The organism is Candidatus Alcyoniella australis, from assembly GCA_030765605.1.
Lineage (GTDB): Bacteria > Lernaellota > Lernaellaia > JAVCCG01 > Alcyoniellaceae > Alcyoniella > Alcyoniella australis.
In genome coordinates, this window is the sequence record JAVCCG010000085.1 from 60,178 (window position 1) to 84,964 (window position 24,787).

General features: G+C 63.3%; 17 protein-coding genes. 11 read left to right on the top strand and 6 right to left on the bottom strand.

Annotated features, from left to right (window positions below; all coding sequences use genetic code 11):
* Positions 1-46: 46 nt before the first annotated feature.
* The 4 genes from P9M14_09305 to P9M14_09320 all read left to right on the top strand — a co-directional run bounded on the left by P9M14_09305 (position 47) and on the right by P9M14_09320 (position 4,404).
* Positions 47-2,059, top strand: coding sequence for an AMMECR1 domain-containing protein (locus P9M14_09305; protein ID MDP8255934.1), 2,013 nt, complete (start codon positions 47-49; stop codon positions 2,057-2,059).
* A gap of 1 nt (position 2,060) precedes the next feature.
* Positions 2,061-2,369, top strand: coding sequence for a hypothetical protein (locus P9M14_09310; GenBank protein MDP8255935.1), 309 nt, complete (start codon positions 2,061-2,063; stop codon positions 2,367-2,369).
* A 77-nt stretch (positions 2,370-2,446) separates the two neighbouring features.
* On the top strand, positions 2,447-3,184 hold the full coding sequence (locus P9M14_09315) for a CPBP family intramembrane metalloprotease (protein ID MDP8255936.1): 738 nt from the start codon (positions 2,447-2,449) through the stop codon (positions 3,182-3,184).
* A 41-nt stretch (positions 3,185-3,225) separates the two neighbouring features.
* Positions 3,226-4,404: a zinc ribbon domain-containing protein gene (locus P9M14_09320; GenBank protein MDP8255937.1), complete on the top strand. Its 1,179-nt coding sequence runs from the start codon at positions 3,226-3,228 to the stop codon at positions 4,402-4,404.
* Between the two features lie 75 nt (positions 4,405-4,479).
* Here P9M14_09320 and P9M14_09325 read toward each other — a convergent pair whose 3' ends face one another.
* On the bottom strand, positions 4,480-6,861 hold the full coding sequence (locus P9M14_09325; protein MDP8255938.1) for a carboxypeptidase regulatory-like domain-containing protein: 2,382 nt from the start codon (positions 6,859-6,861) through the stop codon (positions 4,480-4,482).
* Positions 6,862-7,055: 194 nt separating this feature from the next.
* Here P9M14_09325 and lpdA point away from each other — a divergent pair, with 194 nt between their 5' ends.
* Positions 7,056-8,450 carry a dihydrolipoyl dehydrogenase gene (gene lpdA, locus P9M14_09330; protein MDP8255939.1) on the top strand — a complete coding sequence of 465 codons (1,395 nt, stop codon included), beginning with the start codon at positions 7,056-7,058 and terminating at the stop codon, positions 8,448-8,450.
* 36 nt (positions 8,451-8,486) lie between these two features.
* Positions 8,487-9,032, top strand: a complete 546-nt coding sequence (locus tag P9M14_09335) for a hypothetical protein (protein ID MDP8255940.1) — start codon at positions 8,487-8,489, stop codon at positions 9,030-9,032.
* Positions 9,033-9,104: 72 nt separating this feature from the next.
* On the opposite strand, the gene P9M14_09340 is transcribed toward P9M14_09335, so the two are convergent.
* Positions 9,105-11,618: a C25 family cysteine peptidase gene (locus P9M14_09340; GenBank protein ID MDP8255941.1), complete on the bottom strand. Its 2,514-nt coding sequence runs from the start codon at positions 11,616-11,618 to the stop codon at positions 9,105-9,107.
* A 246-nt stretch (positions 11,619-11,864) separates the two neighbouring features.
* Between P9M14_09340 and P9M14_09345 the strand changes: the two genes are divergently transcribed.
* Positions 11,865-13,115 carry a Glu/Leu/Phe/Val dehydrogenase gene (locus tag P9M14_09345; GenBank protein MDP8255942.1) on the top strand — a complete coding sequence of 417 codons (1,251 nt, stop codon included), beginning with the start codon at positions 11,865-11,867 and terminating at the stop codon, positions 13,113-13,115.
* Positions 13,116-13,182: 67 nt separating this feature from the next.
* Here P9M14_09345 and P9M14_09350 read toward each other — a convergent pair whose 3' ends face one another.
* From P9M14_09350 to mutS, 4 genes are read right to left on the bottom strand one after another with little or no spacing between them, the layout of a single operon-like run.
* Positions 13,183-15,855, bottom strand: a complete 2,673-nt coding sequence (locus P9M14_09350) for a CBS domain-containing protein (protein MDP8255943.1) — start codon at positions 15,853-15,855, stop codon at positions 13,183-13,185.
* Positions 15,852-16,757: a site-specific tyrosine recombinase XerD gene (gene xerD / locus P9M14_09355; protein ID MDP8255944.1), complete on the bottom strand. Its 906-nt coding sequence runs from the start codon at positions 16,755-16,757 to the stop codon at positions 15,852-15,854. Before xerD ends, P9M14_09350 begins: the two co-directional genes overlap by 4 nt.
* Positions 16,735-18,396: an N-acetylmuramoyl-L-alanine amidase gene (locus tag P9M14_09360; protein ID MDP8255945.1), complete on the bottom strand. Its 1,662-nt coding sequence runs from the start codon at positions 18,394-18,396 to the stop codon at positions 16,735-16,737. Before P9M14_09360 ends, xerD begins: the two co-directional genes overlap by 23 nt.
* Positions 18,393-21,038 (bottom strand): DNA mismatch repair protein MutS, encoded by a 2,646-nt coding sequence (gene mutS / locus P9M14_09365; protein MDP8255946.1) that lies wholly within the window; start codon positions 21,036-21,038, stop codon positions 18,393-18,395. The genes P9M14_09360 and mutS overlap by 4 nt, the downstream gene beginning before the upstream one ends.
* 183 nt (positions 21,039-21,221) lie before the next feature.
* On the opposite strand from mutS, the gene P9M14_09370 reads away from it, so the two are divergent.
* Genes P9M14_09370 through scpB form a run of 4 tightly spaced genes read left to right on the top strand, consistent with a single transcriptional unit; the run spans position 21,222 to position 24,784 of the window.
* Positions 21,222-21,956: a site-2 protease family protein gene (locus tag P9M14_09370; GenBank protein ID MDP8255947.1), complete on the top strand. Its 735-nt coding sequence runs from the start codon at positions 21,222-21,224 to the stop codon at positions 21,954-21,956.
* 52 nt (positions 21,957-22,008) lie between these two features.
* A complete protein-coding gene (gene trpS, locus P9M14_09375; GenBank protein MDP8255948.1) occupies positions 22,009-22,995 on the top strand; it encodes a tryptophan--tRNA ligase in 987 nt (328 codons plus the stop codon).
* 3 nt (positions 22,996-22,998) lie between these two features.
* Positions 22,999-23,826, top strand: coding sequence for a segregation/condensation protein A (locus P9M14_09380; GenBank protein ID MDP8255949.1), 828 nt, complete (start codon positions 22,999-23,001; stop codon positions 23,824-23,826).
* Positions 23,819-24,784 (top strand): SMC-Scp complex subunit ScpB, encoded by a 966-nt coding sequence (gene scpB / locus P9M14_09385; protein MDP8255950.1) that lies wholly within the window; start codon positions 23,819-23,821, stop codon positions 24,782-24,784. The genes P9M14_09380 and scpB overlap by 8 nt, the downstream gene beginning before the upstream one ends.
* Positions 24,785-24,787 lie beyond the last annotated feature (3 nt).

A 24,787-nucleotide genomic window follows, 5' to 3' on the forward strand; every position in this document is an offset into this window, starting at 1 on the left:
CTGCATTATTCATGAGGGTTCGCCCCAATAGCTTTCGGAGGTTGCTGTGCGCCGACAAAAGTCGACCCTAATCTTTATCATCGCGTTGATCGCGCTGACGCTGGCCATCAGCCCGGCCTGCGGCCCTAAAAAGGGCGAGGCGGCCAAACAATTCAGCGACGAGCGGCTGGCGATCAACGGCGCTGAAAAAGCCTTCCTGCTCAAGGCCGTGCGTCAGGCTCTGACCTCCGATGGCGTGCTGGACGTCACCGGCGCTCCGGCGGTATTGAGCGAACCATACAACAACGGAGCGATCGTCTCGCTGTTCGTCCCGGAGCACGAGTTCTTCATCGAGATGGTGCGCGGCAATACGCTGCTGGATTCGGTGGCGCAGGCCACGCTGCGGATCTACAGCGACTCCCGGTTCAAACGCATCGCCGACTCCCAAGGCATCGACAACGGTTGGATCAAGGTCGACGTGGTCGACGAGGTGTTCCCGATTAGGAGTAAGAGCACGCGCCGAATGCGTTACGACGTGGAGCCCGGAATCTTCGGCCTGATTCTGGCCACCGAGGACAATGAGTTCTACCAGGCGCCCGAAGAGCTGATCTACCGTGGATGGTACATGGAGGGCGAACGCCGGATGAACGGTCGCCGCTGCATTAAAAAGCAGCTGCGACTGCTGTGCCGCAAGGCGGGGCTGCCCGACGACGGCTGGAAAAACAACCGGGTATCGCTCTACCGCTTCAACACGATCTCGTTTAAAGAGGACGTGCCCGGCGGCGAGCCGCAGGACCTGTTCCGCGGCAACGTGCCCGTAACGCGTGAGATCACCACCGAGATGCTGCTCGACACTGTCTACAAAACCGGCCGTTGCGTGGCCGATTACACCGACGACAACGGGATGTACCGCTATATCTATTGGCCCGATAGTGACACCGTGGCCACCAACTACAGCAAGGTGCGCCACGCCGGATCGGTCTGGGGCCTGTTCCGGCTCTATCGGCTGTTCGGCGACGATGTGTTTCTTAAAGGCGCCACAGAAGGACTGCGCTACATGCGCGAAAACCTGATGGTGCCCCAGGGTTACCCCGACATCGTGCTCTTCGCGCCCGAGGGAAAGGCCTCGCTGGGCGGCCAGGCCCTGGCGCTGCTGACTTACATGGATATCCCCGACTCGCTGATGACCGACCGCCTGCGCCAGGAGATGCACGGCTTTGGCAACGCCCTGCTGCTATTCACCTCCGAGGACGGCCGGGTCTACAAGGAATGGAGCCAGGTCGAAAAGAAAAGGCTGCCCGACAAGCAGCCGATCTATTACCCGGGCGAGGCGATGCTGGCGCTGATTCGTTTCTACGAACGCACCAAAGATCCGCGCTGGCTTCAGTGCGCCAAGCGCATCGGCGAGTATCAGATCCAGGACTTCCGCCGCACGGGCAAGCCGGACAACTGGATCATTCAGGCAATGAGCCGGCTGTATCTGATCGACCCCCAAGATCGCTACCGCGAGATGGCCTTTGCCATGGCCGACTACAACGTTAACCACCAACACCCGCGGGCGCGCGGTTTCTCGCACAAGGTCTGGGACGATTACATCGGCGGCTACGACAACTCCACACCGCCGCGCAGCACTCCGGCGGGCAGCCGCACCGAGGCCACGGACGAGGCCTACATCTTGGCCGTGCACCTGAACGATACAGCGGCCATCGAGCGCTACGGCCAGGCGATCTACGACGGTATATGGTTCGACATGAACCAGATGTACCGCCCCGGAAACGTCTACTTTCTGCCCTATCCCGAAAAGGCGTTGGGCTGCATGCGCGGCTCGCCGGTGGCCAACGACACGCGCATCGACTACAACCAACACGTGTTCGTGGCATTGCTCAACGGCTTTGACGTGGTTTACCAGCGCGAGCTTGCGCGCAATCGCGCCGCGGGCAAACCCGATCCCAAGCCGTTGACCTGGAAGATCCCGCTGTGGCCCGAAGAGCTGAGCGAGGAACCGGCGATAGCGGAAACAGAACAGCCCGCGGCAGCGGAGACGACTCCCGCCGAGCAACCGGCAACAGAGGAGAAATAAGATGCGGCGAACCTACTTGGCGATCGCGTCAATCCTTTGCCTGTTGCTGATTCCGGCCGCAATGCAGCTTGCATGCGAACGCGGCGAGGACGGCTACGAGGATCAGCAGGACCGCCGCACCGACCAGATCGAGTGCGTCCAGGCCTGCGAGCTGATCGAGCAATGCGGGCTGCTCGAACCGGACTACCTTGACCTGGACGACTGCCGGGCCGACTGCCTGTCGGACGAGCCGCGTTTTGACCGCGAATGCGTGTTCGCGGCCCAGGACTGCGAGGCTCGGGACAACTGCTTCTTCGAGGACGAGGACTGATCGCCGACTCCGATCCTCCGCAGCGACCTCGACCCCTGCAAGCGATAGCTTTCGGCGTATATCCGCCGCTATGGCTGGTGCTCGCCCTGCCACTGGGGCTGAAGATCGACAGCATACTGCTGTTGGTGCTGCTCTACACCCGCGATTGGGTCAACATGCGCCTGGTGCTCGCGCTCACGCAGCTTGGCGTTGTCTGCCTGCCGACCGCGATCCTGATCTGGATGGCGCGCCAAAATCTGCGCGGACTGGGACTGACCCGGCCGGCCCCGCTGATGCTCGCAGCGGGGATTGCCGTGGGCTGCGGCTTGGCTGCACTCAACGTCGGGCTCGGCGGGCTGATCACGCTGCTCGCGCCCGAGGAGCTGCTGCGTCTGCTCGGGCTCGACGCCGGACCGATGCTGTTGGCGCAATCGGGATGGGAACTGGCGATGCTGCTGGCAGTCGTCGGCGGCGTGGGTCCGCTGTTTGAAGAACTGCTGTTCAGGGGTCTGATCCAGCGCGACCTGGCGACGCGGATGAGCATCCCCGCGGCAATGGCCCTGAGCTCGGCGGTCTTCGCCGGGTTCCACCTTAATCCGTTGTTGTTCCTGCCGCTGTTCGGCCTGGGCTACCTTTTCGCCTATTTGGCGTTGCGCGGTGGGCTGTGGCCGGCAATCTGCGCCCACGCGTCCTACAACACGCTCTCGCTGCTGGCTCTCAATCGGTTGCCGATGGAAAGCTCGCGGCCGATCGTTTTCTGCATCATCGCGCTGCTCGGTACGCTGGTCGCCCTGGCCGCCATCCTCTCGTTAAGGTCGTTGAAAAAAAGTCTATAGCGTCTGGACAAGCGCATCGAATGTGATAGCCTTTTGCTCCCATGAAAGAATTAGTTACACAGTGCCCGCTGTGCAGGGGCGATATCAACTTCGACACCACGGAGTGTCCGTTCTGCGGCGCCCTGTTGGCGCCGGGCTCCGAGCGCGGGCAGCTGATTTTAAAAGGCGTAATTTGCCGTAAGTGCGGTGAGAAGAACTACAGCTACGACTTCTGCCGCAACTGCCAGAACCCGTTTTTAATCAAGTGCCCGGAGTGCGGCTACGGCATGAAGGTCCACGAGACCAAGTGCCCGGCCTGCGGCCTGTCGCTTAAAAAATTCAATAAGACGCGCCAACGTCGCGCCGCACCGATCTTCAACCGCGCCAAGATTGCGCTGGTCGGCGGCAGCGCAGCAGCGGCCCTGCTGGTCGTTGTGCTAATGATCAGTCAGTTCGTCAGCAGCGCGCCAGACACCGCCCAGATTGCCGCAAGCCGCGATTTCGAAGCGGCCAAGGAGCTCGACTCCACTGGCGATGGCGAGATCGACGTCTGGGAGTTTTACGACAAGACCAGCGAGAGCCTGATCTCGCGCTCCCTGGACACCGACGGCGACGGCAAGCCCGACGCGCACGAGCGCTACTGGGAAGGCGGCAAGAAGCGCCGCGTGGAACACGACGCCAACCACGACGGCGTGCCCGAACAGATCACGACCCACGACCGCACCGGATTGCCGCTGATGACCATCAAGTACGCCGACCCCGAAGAGGGGCTGGTCGCAGAGCGCATTCTCTACGGGCCCAACGGTAAGATGCGCGAGCAGACCAAAGACCGCGACGGCAACGGTCGCGTCGATCTGCTGATGCGCTACAACGTCGACGAGAAGAGAATCGTCGAGGCGGTCGACAGCGCCAAGCTGGGCTTCCTCGACCTGTGGACGGTCTACAACCTCAAGGGCGAAGTAATCGAGGTCCAAGTCGATTCCAACGGCGACGGCGTGTTCGACAAGACCAGCCGCTACTCCACCGAAGGCATGCTGGTCTGGGAGGCCGAGGACGCCAACGGCGATGGCCAGCCGGACAAACGCGTCTACTTCTGGAAAGACGGCGCGATCCGCTGGATCGACTACGACACCGATGGCGACGGCAACGTCGACACCTTCGAGAGCTACACCACCGAGGGCAAGTTCGCACGCAAGGGCTTTGACACCGACGGCGACCTGCGCGTGGACACCTGGCAGTAGCCGCTCTGCGCAAGCCCAAGCGGGCTGGCGCTAATCATCGGACAATCAATAACAATCGTGGTCTATGAATCCAGGCTAGCGGCCGCAGCAGCGACCGTTGATCGGGCTCGTGTCGTCGGCCGAGTCCTCAGCGTCGTCCTCGGCCGTGGGCCCGACGATCTCCAGCGTTCCCTCGCTGCTGAGCCCGGCGTTATTGAACAGCACCACCCGCAGATAGATCGGCGGCTCGGAAGCGTACTGCGCGGGATCGAGCTCGAAGTTTGAGCTGTCCAACGCCGTCCAATCCAGCAGGTCGCACGATGAGGACGAGCTGCCCAGACACAGCGCCTGCGCGGCCAGCCCCGAATGCGGATCATCTGCGCCCCATGTGACCAGCGCGTCGCGCTGCCAGCCGTCCTCGGGGTCGCTAATCTCCGTGAGCTGTTCAAGCTCGGGCGGACTGCGATCGACTAACACGCCGTCCCCGAAACCCGCAGCCAGGATTTGGTCCGCGAGCTTGGGCCGCACTGCGCCGTAACACAGCGTTCCGTCCTCGACCGCACCGTCCGCGTACAGCTCGATGAAACGTCCCGATCCCGCATCCTGCCAGGAGACCAGGTCGTCCAGCCCGGGCTGCGAACCCAGCGCCGCCTCGAAACCCTCGAGGTCGCGGCCCTCCGGGCAATCCCAGATGATCGGGAACGTTTGGTTGTCGGTGGAGTACGGGCCGCCGTCGTCCACCAGCGGGATGAAGCTGACCTCGATGTCGCGCCTGATCCAGCCGCCGGACTCGAGATCGACCTCGATCGATCCCGGGGCGTATCCCTCGGGCGCGGCGCTTAGCGTGTGCTCGCCCGCGTCCACGCCATCGAAGGTATAGCGGCCGCGTTGGTTGGTCGTCGCATTGCCCAGGCCCTCGAGCTCGACCGTGGCTCCCTCGATTCCTTTGCCGCTGACCAGATCTACAACCCGGCCGCTGATGTCGCCGCTGTCAGCGCTGAATTGCGGATTAAGCACCCGCAGACCGTAGGGCCACTGCTTGCCGTAGCTGTCCCACTTGTTGTGATAGTTGGGGGTGAACACGTCGGTCTGGGTGATCGCCAGCATCTGATCGAAGCTGGTGGTGAACAGCGCTTTGCCGTCCGAATGGCGCGCCAGCTCGAGGGTGATACCGCGAGCATCGAGCAGTTCGTCGCCGGGACTGAAGTCGAACATCACCCATTCCTGGGGCACACTGCCGTAGTCCGCCGGGTCGATGGTCAGGCGAAACACCTTCTGCTCGACCAGCGTGTCGGACTGGTAGGAGAAGCCCGGCACGTCCTTGAGTACGCGCAACACAAACAGCTCGTCCACCGGCGCTGCGACGAAAATCCGCACCTCGGCGCGCACCTCGCTGGGTGGAGAATCGTGGTCAAACTCTGTGATGTAATCGGCCTGGTCCCAATCCAGCCAGCGGCAGTCCGTGACGAACACCTCGTGCTGGTCAGCGTAGATTTCCGGTAAAAATGCCATCAGCGAGGCCACCGAACCACCGATGTTGGTCTTTTGTTCCCAGTTGGGCCAGTCCTGCCACAGATCGCCCGGATCGCCCATCTCGCGCAGTATAACCACGGACAACGGTTTGAACAGGGTGAAATAATCGTCGTAGAAATCGGGTTGCGAGAGCGGGCCGCCGAGCACGCGCAGCAGCTCATCCCAGTAGATCATCAGCTGGTCGATCTCGATGTCGCCCTTGGGTCCGATCAACGGCCAGGCATCGGCCAGCCGCTGCTCGATCGGCGCATCCGGATTCAGGGCCGCACCCCAGCGCTCCGGATCGGACACCGGCTGGAGCTTTGCGACCAGCGCCTGGAAAGCCTGTTCGCGATCGAGCGATCCGTAATCGAGATTGTGATAAATCTCGACCTGTTCCAAATACCAATCCGCGGCCGTAAACAGCAGTGGATCGGGCTGGGTCAAGTCGGTGAGGAAATATTGCGCCAACTCGATGTACGGCTGAAGATCAATGCGCATCAGCTCGAGGGTCATCTCCAGGGCGGCCTCTTTTTCGCCGCCCGGACGGTCGTCCTGCACGCCGCGGATCACATCCAGGTCGCCCCAACGGCCTTTGACCCCGTAGTACTGCGTGCCCATGTTCTGCGCCACCACATCGCCGCACTGGTGGTTGAGGTTGCCCACGGCCAAGGCCAGCTTCCACGGCTCGGGCTGCTCGGCTGCGGTCTCGAGCAGCCACAACCCAAGATCGTGATTATGCGGCTCGAAATCCACTCCCGGCCAGATCCGCATCAGGTCGGGCCAGATCGACCCGAGCTTGAGGTACATCAGGTTGTCCGGCTCACTCAACAGTTCGTAGTCGCCGCGCGGTCCGGCCAGCGGTTGGGTTCGGATGCTCTCGAGGTAAGCCATGGCCTCGGCCACGTGCGTGGCCGATCCATAGGCCCGCACCATGGGCGGATTGACCAGCCAGATGGCGGTCAAGATTAAAATCATGGTCAGGATTATCGTTATTCTATGTGTCATCGCTCGCCTTTGAGATCAACAGATTCTACTGTTACCGATCGACTTTCAAGACTTAACCACGATTTAATTTGACGCGGCCGAGGCCCGGACAATATCATTTCATAATTGAGCCATCGCCCCGGTATTCCGGGAAAATTGTAAAGAGGTCCAAGGTGTCAGAGAACTACGATGTATTAGTGCTCGGTGGCGGTCCCGGCGGATACGTCGCAGCCCTGCGTTGCACCCAGCTGGGCAAGCGCACGGCGCTGGTGGAGCGCGGCGCCCTGGGAGGCGTGTGCCTCAACGTGGGCTGCATCCCCTCCAAAACAATGATCCACGGAGCCGGACTCTATGAGCAGCTTAGCCGCGCCAAGGACTACGGCGTGCTGATCGACAATCCGCGGCTCGATTTCGCCAAGCTGATGGCGCGCAAGGATCGGGTGGTCAGGCGGCTGAGCGCGGGCGTGGGCTACCTATGTCGCAACAGGGGCGTGGAAGTAATCAAGGGCAGTGGCAAGCTGGTCGGACCTGACGCGCTTGAGGTCGAGCTGGCCGATGGCGGCTCGCGCACGATCACAGCCAAGGCGTTGATCCTGGCCACGGGCGGCGAGCCGGTGACGATCCCGGGCTTTGAGTTCGACGAGCAACGCGTATTGAGCAGCAGCGGGGCTCTGGGTTTAAAGCAGCTTCCGCAGTCGATGATCGTGCTCGGCGGCGGCTATATCGGCGTGGAACTGGGCACGGTCTACGCCAAACTCGGCTGCAAAGTGACCATCGTCGAGCTGATGGACCAGCTGCTACCCGGGTCCGAAGCCGAGTTGGTCGAGCCGGTTGTCAAACGGCTGCGTAAAATGGGGGTCGAGACGCTGCTCTCGACCAAAGCCGTCGGGCTGGAACGCGGTGAGAGCTCGGTGATCTTAAGCACCCGGGGGCCGGAGGGCCCGCGCGCAATCGAGGCCGATTGCATCCTGGTCTCGGTGGGCAGACGGCCGCAGACCAGCCGGATCGGATTGCAATCCGCAGGCTTGGAGCCCAACGCTCTGGGGCTGATCGAGGTCGACGCCTCGCGCCGCACGGCCGTGCCCTCGATCTACGCCATCGGCGACATCACCCCCGGCCCGCAGCTGGCGCACAAAGCGAGCCATGAGGGCATCGTCGCCGCCGAGAACATCGCCGGGCTCAAGGCCGAGTTCGACCCGACGCAGATCCCGGCCGTGGTCTTCACCGACCCGGAGATCGCAACCATCGGTCTCTCCGAAGATCAGGCACTCGCGGCCGGCCACGAGATCGACACCGGCGCGTTCCCGTTCTCGGCCAGCGGCAGGGCCATGACGCGCGGAGAGACCGAGGGATTCATCAAGGTGATCGCCCAGCGTCAAACCGGTAAGCTGCTGGGAGTGCGGATGGTCGGCCCCGAAGTCTCCGACCTGCTCTCCGAGGCCTGCCTCGCCCTGCGTTTGGGCGCCACGGCCGAACAGATCGTCGCAACAATTCATCCTCATCCGACACTGGGAGAGGTGCTAATGGAAGCCTGTGCTGTTACACTAGGTAAACCGATTAACATCTGAAATTGGGTCGCCAGGCATGCTGCGGAGGTGGAGCAATTGAAGATCGGGCTGATTGCAAACAGTCAGGGGAACCTCGACTCAATCCGCTTGGCCGCCAAGCATCTGCGGCGGCTGGGCGCCTCGGCGGTTTTCCACCTCGGCGTTGATTACAACGATGCAGAGGTACTGAAAAATCATGGCATGCCGGTGCTCGCCGTACCCGGGCCCGAGGAGTCGGCCTACCGCGACCACGCTGTGGCCAACCGCCGCGTCGAGTTGGTCGACCAAGTGCGGATTCTGCTGACGAACTACACCAGACGCCACGAGAACGACCTGCCCGACGATTTGGACCCGGTGGATCTGTGCTTCTCCGGTCAGATCGACGTGGTTTGCAACGGCGCGGCCAAAGCATCGATCGAACAGCTGGGCTACGTCGTGTTCATCAGCCCCGGGACGCTGGTGGTCGAACGCGAGGACGCCCCAAAACCGACCTTCGGCCTGCTCGAGGTCAAGAACAGCAAGGTCCGCGGCTCGATTATATCGCTGGAATCGGGCGAGGTGCTGCGCCGCAAGATCTACCGCATTCCGCGGCTCATCGGCTGACCGATCGATCACGCGACCAATTAAAAAGGCCCACCCGCAATCGGGTGGGCCTTTTTATATTTCTACCGCTGATTACGACGAACAGGCGTTATCGTCATCGTCGTCGTCATCCAGATCATCGTCATCATCGTCGTCGTCGTCGTCCAGATCATCGTCGTCGTCATCGTCATCGTCGCCGATTTGCACGGGCACGGTCCCCTCGTAGGGAATACCGTTGTGAGCGGTGATCGTGACCAGCAGCGAGTCGCCTTCGATCGGCACCGGATCGAGCGGCACGTCGGCCTGGCCCTTGGCCGCGGTGTAGGCCGCTCCGATCAGCTCTCCGTTGAGCGTCACCGCGACCATCGCGTCGCCCTGGTCCACCCCGACCGACAGCGAGCTTGCGCCCGGGTCCAGGTGCGTGGGCAAATCCACGGTCAGCGCGGTTGGCACCCGGGTCCAGATGTCGATGCTCGGATCGCCCATGATGTTGTACATCTCGTAATAGCGCTGGGTGCTCTCACCGCCGGAGTAGGCCTGGTACACCGCGTACTTGCCGTACTCGGTCATCGCGCCGATCCAGGTCAGGTCGAGCGCCTCGCCGCTGGGGTCGAAGAATCCCGCGTACACGCCCTTCTCCAGGATGTCGTCCTCGTCCCAATAGCTGGTGACCGAGCTGCCCCAGAATGTCATCGCCGCGTGGTCGTCGCGGATCCAGGTCTCGGCAAAGCATTCGTCAAGGTCGTAGGAGCCGGTGTAGCAGGCGTAGGACTGGACGAACGGATAGGCCGCGTTGTACAGCGCGTCCACATCGCTTTGGTAAAAGACCGGGCCGTCCGCCCAGTAGCTCGTGGAGCCGTGGCCCGAGTAGGTAACCAGGCCGCGGCCGGCGTTGATCGCGGCGCTGACCTGGCCGCTGTTGGCCGAGTATGTGTGGGTATAGAGCTTGTCGTAACTGTAACCCTCGGGGTCGAGGTAATTGCTGATCACGTAGTCGTGGGTGGCCTCGGTGACATAGTAGCGGTCGTTGCTGGCCATGAAGATGGCTGCGTTCTGCCAGCCGGGCTCAATGTCGTCATCATCATCATCATCGTCGTCGTCGTCGTCGTCGTCATCGTCGCCGGCAATGCAGTTCACGCTGAGGTTGAAGTTGTCCACCGCGCCGTAATAGCCGTCGACTGCAATGTAGTAGGGCACGCCGCCTGTGGCGCCGGAGATCTCGGCGTTCGTGTCGCCGTACTCTAGACAAGAGTTCGGATTTTCGGCCGAGAGGATGAACACGTCCAGGTCCTCGGACATGCCCGAGATGGTCGCGCTCAGCGCCCCGCTGCCGCCGGGCACCACCTTGACCACGTACTCCGGTCCGCTCTCGTCCCAGCCCACGCAATCGTACGAATCCCAGATGTCGGACCCCGAGGTGTTGTTGGCCGAGATCGTCTGGTTGCAGTCGATCTGCTCGTGGAAATCGATCCCCTTGTCCGCACTGATCGCCGATTCGAAGCTGAGAATCTTGTTAATCAGGTTGCTCAGCTCGCCGGCGTTGGTCACCGAGAAACGCCCGATGCCCACGTCGGCGATGAAGTCCGGGCCGGCCAGCGTAGCGTAGTACAGGTCGGTGTCCGGGCTCGAGTCGCCCTGGCCGATCCAGCACGGGATGTCCGGCGTGTCGCCGACCAACAGCACGTGGGCGATCCCCTCGCTGTCGTATGCCGCCTGAATCGCGGTCTTGATCTGCTCGCGGCTCGTTCCGGTGGCGCCGGTGTCCAGCAGCGTGATATCGAAACCCTTGCGCGTGCGCCAGGCAATGTAGGGCGCCAGGCCGTCGACGAAGGCCGGGGCGCTGATAATTAGCATCTTGACCGGCGCGGCCGGCAGGCCCTTGCCGTGGGGCTCGTTGACGAAAATCCGCCGGGCGAGCAGCTCGAAGTACGGCTGTTTGGTTTGGCCGATCAGCTCGAGGGTCGCCTCGGGATCGGGCCGGTCGAATTCCAGGGCAACTGTGATCGAACTCAACAGCTCAACTCGCCCACTGGCCGGGTTGTAGGCCATCGGATCGACCTGCAGCATTACGCCGCGATAGCCGCGCAGCATCACCTCGTCCACCAGCTGTGCCCCGAGCCCGCCGACCTGCTCGTCAGCCGCGTAGGTCGCGCTGTCGATCAGAAACTCGCTGGTGGCGTAGGCGCCGGGTAGCTTCTCTACGGAAAGCTGCATTGGCACGATCGCCGCGTCCGCGCCCAGGTCGGTCAAATTGAGATCGAGGGTTTCTCTCTGGAGCACCTCGAGCTCGATCGCCGCGCCCAGCGGGACGTTGACCATCCGCCTGACTGTCGGCAGCTTGGGCTGCCCCAAGGTCGAGCTATGACCTTCGCCCACGTAACCGATCTCGAAAAATCGGCCGCCCTTGGTGGCCAGCGGCACGGCCTGGGGAGTTGCAAGGCTGAAGCGCAGCACTACCCGGTCCCAGCCGTTCTCGAGCACTTCGACCTTGACGTTGCCGTCCACGTCATCGAGCTGTTTCGACGTTGTCTGAGAATATTCGTCCACGCAGCCCAGTGAAAAAACGAGCAGCACGGTTATTATCGCCAGGGGCATTAGACGCTTCATCTCGATCTCCATGTCATGATTTTTCACGGTGTTAATCGTAGCACCGGGCCCTCGGGCGTTCAATCCGACGGTCTGCGGATTTGTCTTGATTTTCCCATTAAAAGTTGTAGCGTATCACTCGTCCGGGGCCGCGCCTTGCGGCTTGGGCGCGAAGTTTGTTTGACAACTCAACCCCACCCCTCGGACGCTGCTTTCCACTCGCTGCTTTACAACAACTGCCCATCGATTTAGCCGGAGGGTACACAGATGAACGTCTACCAGAACGTACAGAAACAGTTCGACAAGGCAGCAGACCTGATGTCGTTGCATCAGGAGGTGCGCGCGATTCTTGCCTCGCCGATCAACGAGATCAAAATCAATTTCCCAATTAAAATGGAAGACGGTTCGGTGAAGGTTATCACCGGCTACCGCGTGCAGCACAACGACGCCCGCGGCCCGTTCAAGGGCGGGCTGCGCTACCACCAGTCGGTAGACATCGACGAGGTGCGCGCGCTGGCCACCTGGATGACCTGGAAATCCGCAATCGTCAACATTCCCTTTGGCGGCGCCAAGGGCGGCGTACAGATCGACCCCTCGCAGTTCACCATGCTCGAGCTCGAGCGCATCACGCGGCGCTTCACTCACGCATTGGGCAACAACATCGGCCCGGAGTACGACATCCCGGCGCCCGATGTGGGCACCAACGCCCAGACCATGGTCTGGCTGCTCGACAGCTACCAGGCGTTCGTCGATCCGCACATGCGCAACGCCAACGTGCATGTGGTCACCGGCAAGACCCTTGCCGCGGGCGGCTCCCCCGGACGCGACAAGGCCACCGGACAGGGCGTGGTCTATTGCATCGAACAGTGGGCCAAGCGCAAGGCATTCGACCTAAGCCGTGCGACTTACTCGGTTCAGGGCTTCGGCAACGTCGGCAGCTGGACCGCCCGGCTGATGGCGCCCAAGGGCTCCGAGCTGCTCGCCGTGCACGACCACACCGGCGCAATTCGCAACCTTGAGGGGATCGACGCGGAGAGGCTGGTGCGCTGGGTCGCCGAGCACGGCGGCGTCGTCGGCTATCCCGACGCCGACGAGATCTCCAAAGAGGAGTTCTTCTCCACCAAAGTCGATATCATGGTGCCCGCCGCTTTGGAGAATCAGATCACGGCGCAGACCGCGCCGCTGATCGATGCGCAGGTGATCGCCGAGGGCGCCAACGGCCCGATCAATCCCGACGGCGACCAGATTTTGGCTGACAAGGGAATCGAGCTGATCCCCGACGTGTTGTGCAACGCCGGCGGCGTGGTGGTGAGCTACTTCGAGTGGCTGCAAAACAAGCGCAGCGAGTATTGGGACCTGGAGACCGTGGACGCCAAGCTGCTCAAGATCATCACCTCCGCCTACGCCGACGTGGAGCAGGTAGTGGCCGAGTACGACACCGACTGGAGGACCGCGGCCTACATCCTGGCGTTGGACAGGTTGCAGACGCTCTACCTACAGCGCGGCATCTTCCCCTGATCTACTGACCAGGCGCGGGGCGGGTCGTTGTTTAAGGATTAGCGTAATGCGCGTGCTTCGCGCCGACTCAATGCCGGCGCCTGATCAGGCGCCGGGCCAAAGCGAGCTGCTCGGAGCGGCCCTTGACGCGCTCGTCGAGCTTGGCCGCGCGCACCCTGGTCAGCACCTCGCCGATTTGCGGGCCGGAGCTCAATCCCAGCTGCAGCAGGTCGTCGCCGCGAAGCTCGATCCCGATCTGTGAGTAGTGGCTGATGTAGGCGCTGATCGCCTGGCGCGTGGTCTCGCGCCCGGTGGTCGCCATGGCGAACAGCAGCGCCTCGCGATCGAGCGTGCCCAGGATGCGGTCGACAGTCGAGGGCCGCGGCGACCTGAGTCGCGCCAGGGCCTGCACCGCGTCTCCGGCTTGTTCGCGGCACAATCGCAGCCGCTCACGATCACGCGCCGCGATTTTGAGCCGCTCGAGAAACTCGCCGAACAACTGTTCGTTCATCCGATTGCACAGCCCCAGAGTCCAGACCCGCCAGAGGCTGATGCGCACGCCGGTATACAGCAGTGCGTGCCAGGCCAGCACCTCACGCAGCCGCGCCAAGTGAGCGTGCTGGCGCTCGTCGAGCAGGATGCGCGGCGAGAAGTAGCGCCAGATTTTTAGCTCGCGCATCATCTCGAAAACTTCCAGTGGCTCCTGCTCCTCGCAGATCAGCCGCAGCTCGCTAAGCAGGCGCTTGCCGTCCACACGGCTGAGGAATTCGCGCGAGATCGCCATGTTCATCAGCTTCTCGGTCTGGCGTCCGAGTCGAAAATCGAAGCGCACTAAGAAGCGCACCGCGCGCAGGATGCGGGTCGGGTCCTCGATGAAGCTTAGCGAGTGCAGCACACGCAGCTTGCTGTCCTTGATGTCGCGGCGGCCGTCGAAGTGGTCGAGCAGCTCGCCGAACCCGCGGGGGCGCAGCCTGATCAGCAGCGTGTTGATCGTGAAGTCGCGGCGGAACAGATCGGACTTGATTGAGCCGATCTCGACCTCGGGCCGCGCTGCGGGCTCAGCGTAGGTCTCCCAACGCGCGCTGGCCAAATCGACCCGCATCCCGTCGGGCATGATCAGCTTGGCCGTCTTGTAGCGCTCGTGAATTGCGGCGCGGCAGCCGAGCTTCGCGGTCAACTGCGGCACGAGATCCAGAACGTCCCCCTCGACCACCACGTCGACGTCCAGATTGCTCCGCCCGATGATCAGGTCGCGCACGAATCCGCCCACGGCGTATGATTCGTAGCCCGCGGCGTGGGCCACGCGGCCGATCTTGCGCAGCACGGCCATGGCCTTGCGCGGCAGGCGCTGCTCCATCTGGTTACGTAGCGAACGATGGGCGCGCGGCTCGGCCCGCAGGGGACGCGTAGCATCCATCCGCTCGCCCAACGCGCGCAGCAGATCGCCGCGGGCGATCACGCCCAGCACCCGACCGCGGTCGACCACCGGCAGCAGCCGGTTACCCCGACCGACGATCAGCTCGTAGATGCGCTCGAAGCTCTCTTTGGGCGCTACGCTCTGGGGCTCGACCTGTAAAAATTCGCTCACCGGCCGATCGCCCTGGCCGTGGTGCATTGCGCCGCCTACGGTCTGCCTGGTGATCACTCCGGCGAAGCGACCTTCACGGACCACGCACAGCGCGTTGATCCGCCAGCGCACCAACTCCCTGAGTGCCTGTTCTACGGTGGCGTCGTACTCGATGCAACGCGGACTAGTGGTCATGATCTGTTCGGCAATCGGCCGTTTGGAGAAGTTAGAACGCAACACCGCGCGCAGCAGCTCGTGGGCCTCGACCAGCGTCTTATCCGGCAGCGAGGCGCTGGCCGCGGTGGGATGTCCTCCACCGCCGAGCTCGCGGCAGATGCGGCCGACGTCGACCTTGGGCAAAGAGCTGCGCGCGATCAGCGTCACCCTCCCCTCGACCCTGAACAACGCGAAGATCGTGGGCAGGTGTTCGATCTGCGCCAGTCGGTTGACCACCAACGCCAGATCCTGTCCGCCGGATGCGACCTGGGCCTCGGCCAACGCCACGGGGGTCGAGCCGAAGTGCAGCCTGCGAACCGAACGCAGCAGGTCGCCAAGCACCAACACCTGCTCGGTGTCCATGGTGCGCGCCATCAGGTCGCCCACCGTGCTCAGCTCGGCCCCGCACTCCAGGCAGTAGCGCGCGGCGTCGTAGTCGTCGACAGTGGTGCTGTTGAAGGTCAGGCCGCCGGTGTCCTCGTAGATCCCCATTGCCATCACCGTGGCCTGCTCCGGCGGCACGATAATCTTGCGTTGCTTGAGCAGTTTGACCAGCACCGCCACAGTGGAACCGGTGGGCTCGACGATTGTGACGCGGCCGCTAAAATCCTCGTCGCTGTCCGGATGGTGGTCGTAGATGTGAACCTCGACGTCGTCGCGCCCCAGCAGCGCGGCCATCCGGCCGATGCGGTCGGCCTGGCGAGTATCGACCACCACCAGCCGCTCGACCCGCTCCAGGTCGATCTCCGGCGCGCCCTCGAGGTTGAGGCTGTAAAGCGTGGACTGGACCATGAAGTCGCGCACCGTGCGCTCGGTGCCGCCGGGGATCACGCAGACCGCGCCCGGGTAGAGGTGGCGTGCGGCGATCAGCGAGCCCACGGCGTCGAAGTCGGCGTTGATGTGCGTCACGATCACGGTCAGCCCGCCCGCGTCCGGCGCGGGATCGCGCTGCGCCGGTTTGCGGCGTCCGGCGCTCATGGCCGCGGATGGTGCGCCGCGTGCACGGCCTTGAGCCGCTCGCGCGCCACGTTGGTGTAGATCTGGGTCGTGCTGATGTCGGTGTGTCCCAGCAGCGCCTGGATCACGCGCAGGTCCGCGTCATGCTCGAGCAGGTGTGTGGCGAAGCTGTGGCGCAGGGTGTGCGGCGAGAGGTGTTCCTTGATGCCCGCGGTCTCGGCGTAGTTCTTTATCAGCTTCCAAAAGCCCTGGCGCGTGAACGCCCGGCCCAAACGCGTAAGGAACAGCGCCTCGCTGATCCGCCCGGCGCAAAGCCGGGCGCGCGCGGACGCGAGGTAGTCGCGTAACGCGGCCGTGGCCTGCTCGCCCATCGGCACGATGCGCTCCTTGGAGCCCTTGCCGAACGGACGCACGTACCCGGCCTCGAGGTTAATCTGACCGACCTTGAGTCCGACCAGCTCGCTGACGCGCAAACCGCTGGCATACATCAGCTCGAGCATCGCGCGGTCGCGCAGCCCGCGATCGGTTGCACGGTCCGGGGCCTCGAGCAGCCGTTCGACCAGGCCTTCGCTCAACGGCCGCGGCAGCGAACGCCGCACCTTGGGTCGTTGGGCCAACGCCGTGGGGTCGCCCTCGATCAGTCCTTGGTCAAGGGCCATGCGGAACATCCCGCGCACCGCGCTCAGGGCCCGTGCGGCGCTCGCCGCGGACAGTCCGCTCTCGCGCAGTCGCGTGGTAAATCCGCTGATGTCGGTCCAACGCACGCTCGAGAGATCGTCGATTTGCTGTTGGTCGAGGTGCTCGGCAAAACGCGCCAGGTCGCGGGCGTAGGCCTCTTGGGTGTGGCGGCTGGCTCCGCGCTCCACGTCCAACGCGTTGAGAAATGCGTCCATCGCGCGTTCAATGCTCGAGCTGTCGGACATACTCGATTATCCCACGGGCGATGGCATCGGCCAGGTTGTAGCGAAAGTTGGGCTGCGCAAGGCGGCCCGCCTCTTTTGAATTGGTGATGAAGCCGGCCTCGATCAGCACGCAGGGCATGTGCGCGCCGACCAGCACGTAGAACGGCGCGCGCTTGACCCCGCGATCGATGACCCCGCCGTACTTGGTGCGCAGGCCGCCGACCATCGCCTTTTGCACAGCCTCGGCCAAATACGAGGACTCGCTGATCTTGTCCGAGAACGCCAGATCGCCCAGCACCAGGTCGATCCCGCGCGCGGCGCTAAGATCGATGTCGTTCTCCTGCGCCAACAGCGCGATCAGTTCCTCGTCGGTCGGATCGGCCTTAGGCGCAAGGTAATAGGTCGAGAAGCCGCTGGGCGCCGAACGCCTGCTGGCGTTGATGTGAACCGAGACGAACAGATCGGCGCGCTGCTGGTTGGCGATTGCCGTGCGCTGCTCCAGCGGCACGAAGCGATCGTCGGAACGGGTAAAGACAACTTCTACGCCCAGCTCGCGTTCGAGGATCGGCCTGATGCGCTTGACCAGATCCAGCGTATAGGTCTTCTCGTAGCGCACCTTGCCGCGATGTCTGCCCACAGCTCCCGGGTCGCGGCCGCCGTGCCCGGCGTCGAGCACGATCCTTCGAATTTGCCGCTCGCCGGTCTGCTGCGCAGTCGTTCCGGCGTTGATGTCGATCACCAGCCGGAACGGCGAGTCCAGGGTGAACAGGCGATAGTCGGAGACCGCGTCCAAGTCGAGCACCACTCGCGCGATCCCCTGTTGCGGCTCGCCGCAACGCACCGCGTTGAGCAGTCCGTCGTTGACCATGATCGGCTCGATCAGCGTGGGGTGCAGGCCAGCGCCGTAGAAGTCGACATAAAGCCGACGCGGCGCGCCGTTCTGCGGGTCGGCCTCAATGAAGTTGGCCTTGTAGTCCACACGATCGCTCAGGTCGACCACCACCCGCGTGTAAAACGGGTAGGTCCAGTAACGCACGCCGACCAGCGTCTGGTCTGCTGCACTCGGCTGTTGATCCTGCGCGGCAACCGGCGTCGCGTTGGGCGTGGGCCGGGGCGTGGGCGTAGGTGCGGGCGTGGGTGCGGGTGTGGGTGTCGGCGCGAAGGGGCGTAGCCGTGCCAGGTCGATCCGCGCCTGACGCGCCTTGTCGCCCTGGGGGTATTTGTCGAGCAGCGCTTCGAGCTCGAGGTATGCCGCGGCCTTGTCGCCGCGCAGCTCGTGAATATTAACGATCTCAGTCCACACGTCGTCGCACAGCGTGCTGGTCGGGTAGCGCCGGATCAGCTCGCGCCAGACCTCAATCGCCTTGTCGCGGTCGTGCTGGACCAGGCTGACCGCGTACATATCGCGATACACGTAACCGGCCCAGTAATAGCAGCCAGGCGCCAGGCGGTGAGCCGGGTGCTGCTTGGCGATCGACAGAAAACTATTGGCGTGCGAGACCCACAGGTCGCGGCGCTGCATTGCCCGCTTGTCCTTGAGAAACTCCTGGTACTGCTCTTTGGCCTGATCGTAGTCATCCCGGACCGCGGCCTGCGCCGATGTAATAAACAGCAGTAGCGCGATCAACGCCGACAGCAGCGGTAAAAAGTGTCGTCTCATTGTTGGTCGCCCTTGAGTTTGGCCTTGATCTCGAACAGCAGATTAAGCGCCTCCAGCGGGCTAAGCGTCGTCGGATCGAGCTGCTCGAGCTGTTGCAGCACCGGGTGCTCGTCGCGCACTTCCGGCGCGAACAGCGCAAGCTGATCGGGGTTGCGTTGCGCTCGGCCGCGCGGCCTGGCGAGCCGCGGCATCCCGGCCTCGTCATACTCGCCGCGCTCGAGGTTTGTCAAAATTTCCTTGGCGCGGTTAATCAGGTCGAGCGGCAGTCCTGCCAGACGCGCGACCTGAATGCCGTAGCTGCGGCTGGCCGGTCCGGGTTGGATCCGGCGCAGAAAGATGATCGTGTCCTGCCACTCGCGCACGGCAACGTTGAGGTTGCGCACTCGCTGCTTGGTGGTCTTAAGCTCGGTCAGCTCGTGGTAGTGCGTGGCGAACAGCGATCGGCAGCCCAGACCCGGCGCGTCGTGCAGTTGCTCGGCCACGGCCCAGGCAATGCTGATCCCGTCGAACGTGCTGGTGCCGCGACCGATCTCGTCGAGCACCACCAGGCTTCGCGGCGTGGCGTTGGCCAAAATGTTGGCGGTCTCAGTCATCTCGACCATGAACGTCGAGAGCCCGCGCGCCAAATTGTCCGAGGCGCCCACGCGGGTGAATATCCGGTCGCAGATTCCGATCCGCGCGCGGGTCGCGGGCACGAAGGAGCCGATCTGCGCCATCAGCACGATCAGCGCTACCTGCCGGATGTAGGTGCTCTTGCCCGCCATGTTCGGGCCGGTGATGATCAGGATCTGATTCTCCTGGCAATCGAGCAGCACGTCGTTGGGCACGAAGCGCTCGTCGCTAAGCGCGCGCTCGACCACCGGATGGCGGCCGCCCTCGATGTCGATGGCGTTGGAGTCGTCGATCGTCGGCCGGACGTAACCGTACTCCACGGCGCAGGCCGCCAGCGCGGCGAGCACGTCGACCTCAGCCAGCAGATCGGCGCAGGCCAGGATCCGGCCGGACTGGGCCGCAACCCGCTTGCGCAGCCGCTCGAAGATCTCGTACTCGATGGCAGTGCTGCGCTCGTCGGCGCCGAGCACCTTGAGCTCCATCTGCTTGAGTTCCGGTGTGACGAAGCGTTCGCAGTTGGCCAGGGTCTGCTTGCGCTCGTAGTCGTCGGGAACCAGGTGCAGGTTGGGCTTGGTCACCTCGATGTAGTAGCCGAAGACCTTGTTGTAACGCACCTTGAGCGAGTTGATCGACGTGCGTCGTCGCTCCTGGCTCTCCAAAGCGGCGATCCAGCCCCGGCCCTCGCCCGAGAGCTGTCGCAGCTCGTCGAGCTGCGGGTCCACGCCGGGCTTGATCAGCCCGCCGTCCCGCAGAGCCAACGGCGGCTCGTCAACTATCGTCTCGTCGATCTCGCGGGCAATGTCGTCCGCAGGGTCGATGGCCGAGCCGAGCCGTAGCAACAGTCCCGCAGTGCCGTCGCCCAGAGCCGAGACCACCGCGGGGATGTGCCACAGGCTGAGTTTGAGATTCAACAGGTCGCGCGCGTTGCCGCTGTTCAGCGACAGCCGGCCCACGGCGCGCTCCAGATCGCAGATCCCGTCCAGCGAGCGCCGTAGATCATCGAGCAGGTCCGGCCGCGCGCATAGCTGCTCCAGCGCCTCGTGGCGCTGCACGATCTTGTCGACGTTGGCCAGCGGAAAGGTCAGCCAGCGTCGCAGCTTGCGGCCGCCCATGGCGGTAGAGGTTTTATCCAGCAGTCCCAGCAGGCTGCCCCGGCGGCGGCGCTCCACAGCGGTGTAGAGCAGCTCGAGGTTTCGGATCGTCGACTCGTCGAGCACCATGTAATCGTCGAAGCGCTGCACGGTCAGCCGCCGCACGTGGTCCGGCTGGACCATCTGCGTCTGCTGCAAATAGACCAGGACCGCCGCGGCCGCGGCCAGTCCGGCCTGCGGCAGCTCGGGCAGCTCGTCGCCCGGCGCGCCGAAGCGTTCGCGCATCGCGGCACGCGCCCGTTCGGGGTCGAAATCCTGGTCGCCGAGCACATTGACCATCTTTGCGCCGCTACGCTTGGTGAACTGTGTAAGCAGCGGATCGGTACGCAACGAGTCGGGCACCAGGATCTCGGCCGGCTCGATGCGCGAGGCCTCGTCGGCCAACTGATCCAGGCTCGTCACCTGGCCGGCGCGGAACGTGCCGGTGCTCACGTCGATATATGCAAATCCCCAGCAATCGTCGCCTGGGTTGCAGACCGCCATCAGGAAGTTGTTGCTGCGCTCGTCCAGGTCGCTCTCGTCGATCACCAGCCCGGGGGTGACCACGCGGATCACCCGACGCTTGACGATCCCCTTGGCCAGCTTGGGGTCCTCCACCTGCTCGCAGATCGCCACCCGTTTGCCCGCGCGGATCAGTTTGCTAATGTAGCCGCTGATCGAGTGGTAGGGTACGCCGCACAGCGGCACGTCCTGGTCGTCGTGGCGGCCGCGCTTGGTCAGGGCGATGTTGAGAATCTTCGACGCCTCGACCGCGTCGTCGAAAAACATCTCGTAGAAGTCGCCCATACGGAACAGTAAAATCGAGTCGGCGTACTGCTCCTTGACCTCGAAGTACTGCCGCAACATCGGCGTTATTTTAACTTTTGCGCTTGGCGCCATAATATTATGTCAACTTCAACTCATGGAGAATCCGACCCCGGCTAGCCTGAATTATTTATCGGGCTTCGTCAACGAGGCGCATCGGCGCATCGGATATACGACGGACCTCGTTGGAAGTTCGCGGTTGCGCAAGGCTCGATTGACGGACCCTGCCCCCTGTCGTATGGTTCCGATTCGCAATAATTGGAGACTGCACGCAGCATGGACCTGGGCCTGACAATCGACGATCTGCGCCGGATTTTGATCGCCCTGCCGGGGATCATTATCGCGGTCACCTACCACGAGGCGGCCCACGCCTGGATGGCCGATCGCTGCGGCGACAACACGGCGCGCTCCCTGGGCCGCATCAGCGCCAATCCGCTGAGGCACATCGATCCGCTGGGCACGATCGTCGTGCCGCTGGTGCTCTACGTCACCACCGGGTTCGTCTTCGGCTGGGCCAAGCCGGTGCCGGTCGTGATGCGCAACTTCCACCACATGCGGCGCGACATGATCCTCACCGCACTGGCCGGGCCGGTTACCAACTTCGCCCTAGCCCTGCTTTGCACCTCGCTGTACTACCTGCTGGCGATGGTGCCGCCGGGCACGGCCGCGGAATGGATCGAGCCGCTCAAGCTCGCGGCGCAAACCGGAGTGTTCATCAACGTGCTGCTCGGCGTGTTCAACATGATCCCGGTGCCGCCGCTGGACGGCGGCCGGGTGGCGGTCGGGCTGCTGCCGCCACGGCAGTCGATGGCCCTGGCGCGACTGGAGCGTTTCGGCATCCTGATCGTGCTGATGCTGCTGTGGCTGCCGCCCACGCGGGTCGTGCTCAGCACGGTGTTCGGCGCGCTGAACATTCTGATAATGTACGTGGTGCCCTACGCGCAGACGATGTTGATCAACGCCTTCGGGCATTTGATCCAGCGGCTGTTGTAAACTCGGGGCCGCACATTGTCTTGACGTATTGATCAACAAAGACGGAGCGCAGATGAGCAAACAAAGAATCCTCTCGGGCATGCGTCCCTCGGGCAAGCTGCACCTGGGTCACCTACACGGCGCATTGGCCAACTGGATCTCGTTGCAGGACGACTACGAGTGCTTCTACTTCTCCGCCGACTGGCACGCCCTGACCTCGGAGTACGCGGATACATCGGCCATCGAAAATAATACAGTCGAGATGATCACCGACTGGATCGCCGCGGGGATCGACCCCGAACGCTGTACGCTGTTCATCCAGAGCCGGGTGCGCGAGCACGCCGAGCTGTTCCTGTTGTTCTCGATGATCACCCCCTTGGGTTGGGCCGAACGCTGCCCGACCTATAAGGAGCAGCAGGAGCAGGTCAGCGGCCGCGACCTGAGCACCTACGGCTTTTTGGGCTACCCGATCCTGCAGGCCGCCGACATCCTGATCTACCGCGCGCACAAGGTGCCGGTGGGCGAAGACCAGCGTCCGCACGTGGAGATGACCCGTGAGATCGCCCGACGCTTCAACAACTTTTACGGCGATGTGTTTCCCGAGCCGGGCGAGCTGCTCACACAGTTCCCGCGCGTGCCGGGCACCGACGGCCGCAAGATGAGCAAGAGCTACGACAACTCGCTGTACCTTTCGGACACACCCGAACAAATCGACCGTAAAATCCGCACTATGATCACCGACCCGGCACGCCAGCGCCGCAAAGACCCCGGCGACCCGGACATCTGTCCGGTCTACGACCTGCACCGCATCTACTCCGAACACGAGACCCTGATGTGGGCGGCCGAAGGCTGCCGTAGCGCGGGGATCGGCTGCCTGCAGTGCAAAGCGCCATTGATCGAGAAGGTCAACCAGGGGCTCGATCCGATCCGCACGCGGCGCGCCGAGCTGCTGGCCGACCCTTCGATCGTGCGCGGCATTCTCGAGCGCGGCAATCAGCGGGCCAACCAGGTGGCAGGCGACACGATGCGCGTGGTGCGCCAAGCAATTAAGATCGGATAGTCGATGGACGATGTTGACGACAAGACGCCGCAGGGCGAGCCCCGGACCGACGAGTCGTTCATCCCGCTGCCGGGCCTCAGCGAACAGGACCGCGAGACGATCAGCGTTCACCTCGAGGTTTTCGAGGGCCCGCTGGACCTGCTGCTGCACCTGATCCGTAAAAACGAATACGACATCTTCGACATCCCGATCGCCATCATCACCGAGCAATTCCTGGCCGGCGTCGAGCTGCTCAAGCAGCTCAACCTGTCGGTGGCCGGCGAGTTCCTGGTGATGTCGGCCACGCTGATGAAGATCAAGTCCAAGATGCTGCTGCCGCCCAGCGAGTTCGACGAGGAAGACGAAGAGCTGGACCCGCGGGCCGAGCTGGTTCGACAGCTGCTGGAGTACCAACGCTACAAGGACGCCGCCGGGCAGTTAGTCGAACTCCCGCGCCTGGGGGTCGACGTGTTCGCCCGCAAATGGCCCAGCGACGAGCTGGATGGAATCGACCACGAGGAGATCCTCGAGCTTAACCTCTACGATCTGGTCGAGGCTTTCGGCGAGCTGCTGCGCTCGCTGCCCGATCAGACGCAGCACACGATCATCGGCGAGAGCTTCAAGGTCGCCGACAAGATGAACCAGATCCTCGACGCGATCCGGGGGCACGAGAGTCTGCTGCTGCGCGAGATGCTGCGCGACCAACCGACGCGCTCGGAGGTCATCGCGGTCTTCTTGGCGCTGCTCGAACTGGTCAAGCGCTCGCTGATTCGACTGTTTCAGGCGGGAACCCTGGGGACGATCCGCATCTTCCCCAATTTGATCGAGGGCCGAGAGGAAGACGATGATTGACCGCGCGCGCATCAAATCGATTCTGGAGAGCCTGGTGTTCATCTCCGAGGAGCCGCTGAGCTCAGGACGGATGGCGCGGATCGTCGAGGGCGTGGGGAAAAAGCAGGTCGAGGAGCTGCTCGACGAGCTGACCGCCGAATACCGCGACTCCGAGCGCGGGATCGTGCTGCAACAGGTGGCCGACGGCTACCAATTCCGCACCCCCGAGGCCAACGCCGAATGGGTGCGCCAGCTGGTCAAATCCAAGCCGCCGCGACTGACTCGGGCGATGATCGAAACCCTGGCGATCGTTGCCTACAACCAGCCGTTCACCTCTCCCGAGATCGAGGCGGTGCGCGGTGTGGACTGCTCCAGCGCGCTTAAAAGTCTGCTCGATCGCGGGCTGATTAAAATCCTCGGTCGCAAGGACACGCCGGGCAAGCCGCTGCTCTACGGCACCACCGTCGCATTTCTCGAGGTCTTCGGCCTGCCCGACCTGGGCCATTTGCCGAGCCTGAAAGAGATCGAGGAGCTGCTGGCCGACACCGGCGATCGTGAGCTGATCACCAAGTCCGGGGTCAAGAGCGAGGAACTCGAGCAGCTGACAAAGCAGGCCAAGCAGGCGCGCGCCGAGCTCAGCGCGATGGCCAAGCAGGACCCGGATGCGTTGGACTACGAGGCCGCGCAGCCCGAACACGAGCAAGAGATTGCGCAGCAGTCCGACAACGATGACGACCACGAGCCAGACGATGACGAGTCAGACGACGACGAGTCAGACGACGACGAGTCAGACGACGACGAGTCAGACGACGACGAGTCAGACGATGATGAGTCAGACGATGATGAGCACGGCGACGACGACGAGATCGAAGAAGACGATGTGTCCGACGACGAGGATGACGACGACGAGGACATTGACGATTTCCACGACGACAATCAGTCCGACGCCGATCCTGAGGATCAGGATCCACAGGGCTGACTA

Coding starts and splice junctions, on each gene's coding strand:
- P9M14_09310 (MDP8255935.1), top strand. CDS start 2,061: ATGCGGCGAACCTACTTGGCGATCGCGTCAATCCTTTGCCTGTTGCTG.
- P9M14_09320 (MDP8255937.1), top strand. CDS start 3,226: ATGAAAGAATTAGTTACACAGTGCCCGCTGTGCAGGGGCGATATCAAC.
- P9M14_09340 (MDP8255941.1), bottom strand. CDS start 11,618: ATGAAGCGTCTAATGCCCCTGGCGATAATAACCGTGCTGCTCGTTTTT.
- P9M14_09345 (MDP8255942.1), top strand. CDS start 11,865: ATGAACGTCTACCAGAACGTACAGAAACAGTTCGACAAGGCAGCAGAC.
- P9M14_09350 (MDP8255943.1), bottom strand. CDS start 15,855: ATGAGCGCCGGACGCCGCAAACCGGCGCAGCGCGATCCCGCGCCGGAC.
- xerD (MDP8255944.1), bottom strand. CDS start 16,757: ATGTCCGACAGCTCGAGCATTGAACGCGCGATGGACGCATTTCTCAAC.
- P9M14_09360 (MDP8255945.1), bottom strand. CDS start 18,396: ATGAGACGACACTTTTTACCGCTGCTGTCGGCGTTGATCGCGCTACTG.
- mutS (MDP8255946.1), bottom strand. CDS start 21,038: ATGGCGCCAAGCGCAAAAGTTAAAATAACGCCGATGTTGCGGCAGTAC.
- trpS (MDP8255948.1), top strand. CDS start 22,009: ATGAGCAAACAAAGAATCCTCTCGGGCATGCGTCCCTCGGGCAAGCTG.
- P9M14_09380 (MDP8255949.1), top strand. CDS start 22,999: ATGGACGATGTTGACGACAAGACGCCGCAGGGCGAGCCCCGGACCGAC.
- scpB (MDP8255950.1), top strand. CDS start 23,819: ATGATTGACCGCGCGCGCATCAAATCGATTCTGGAGAGCCTGGTGTTC.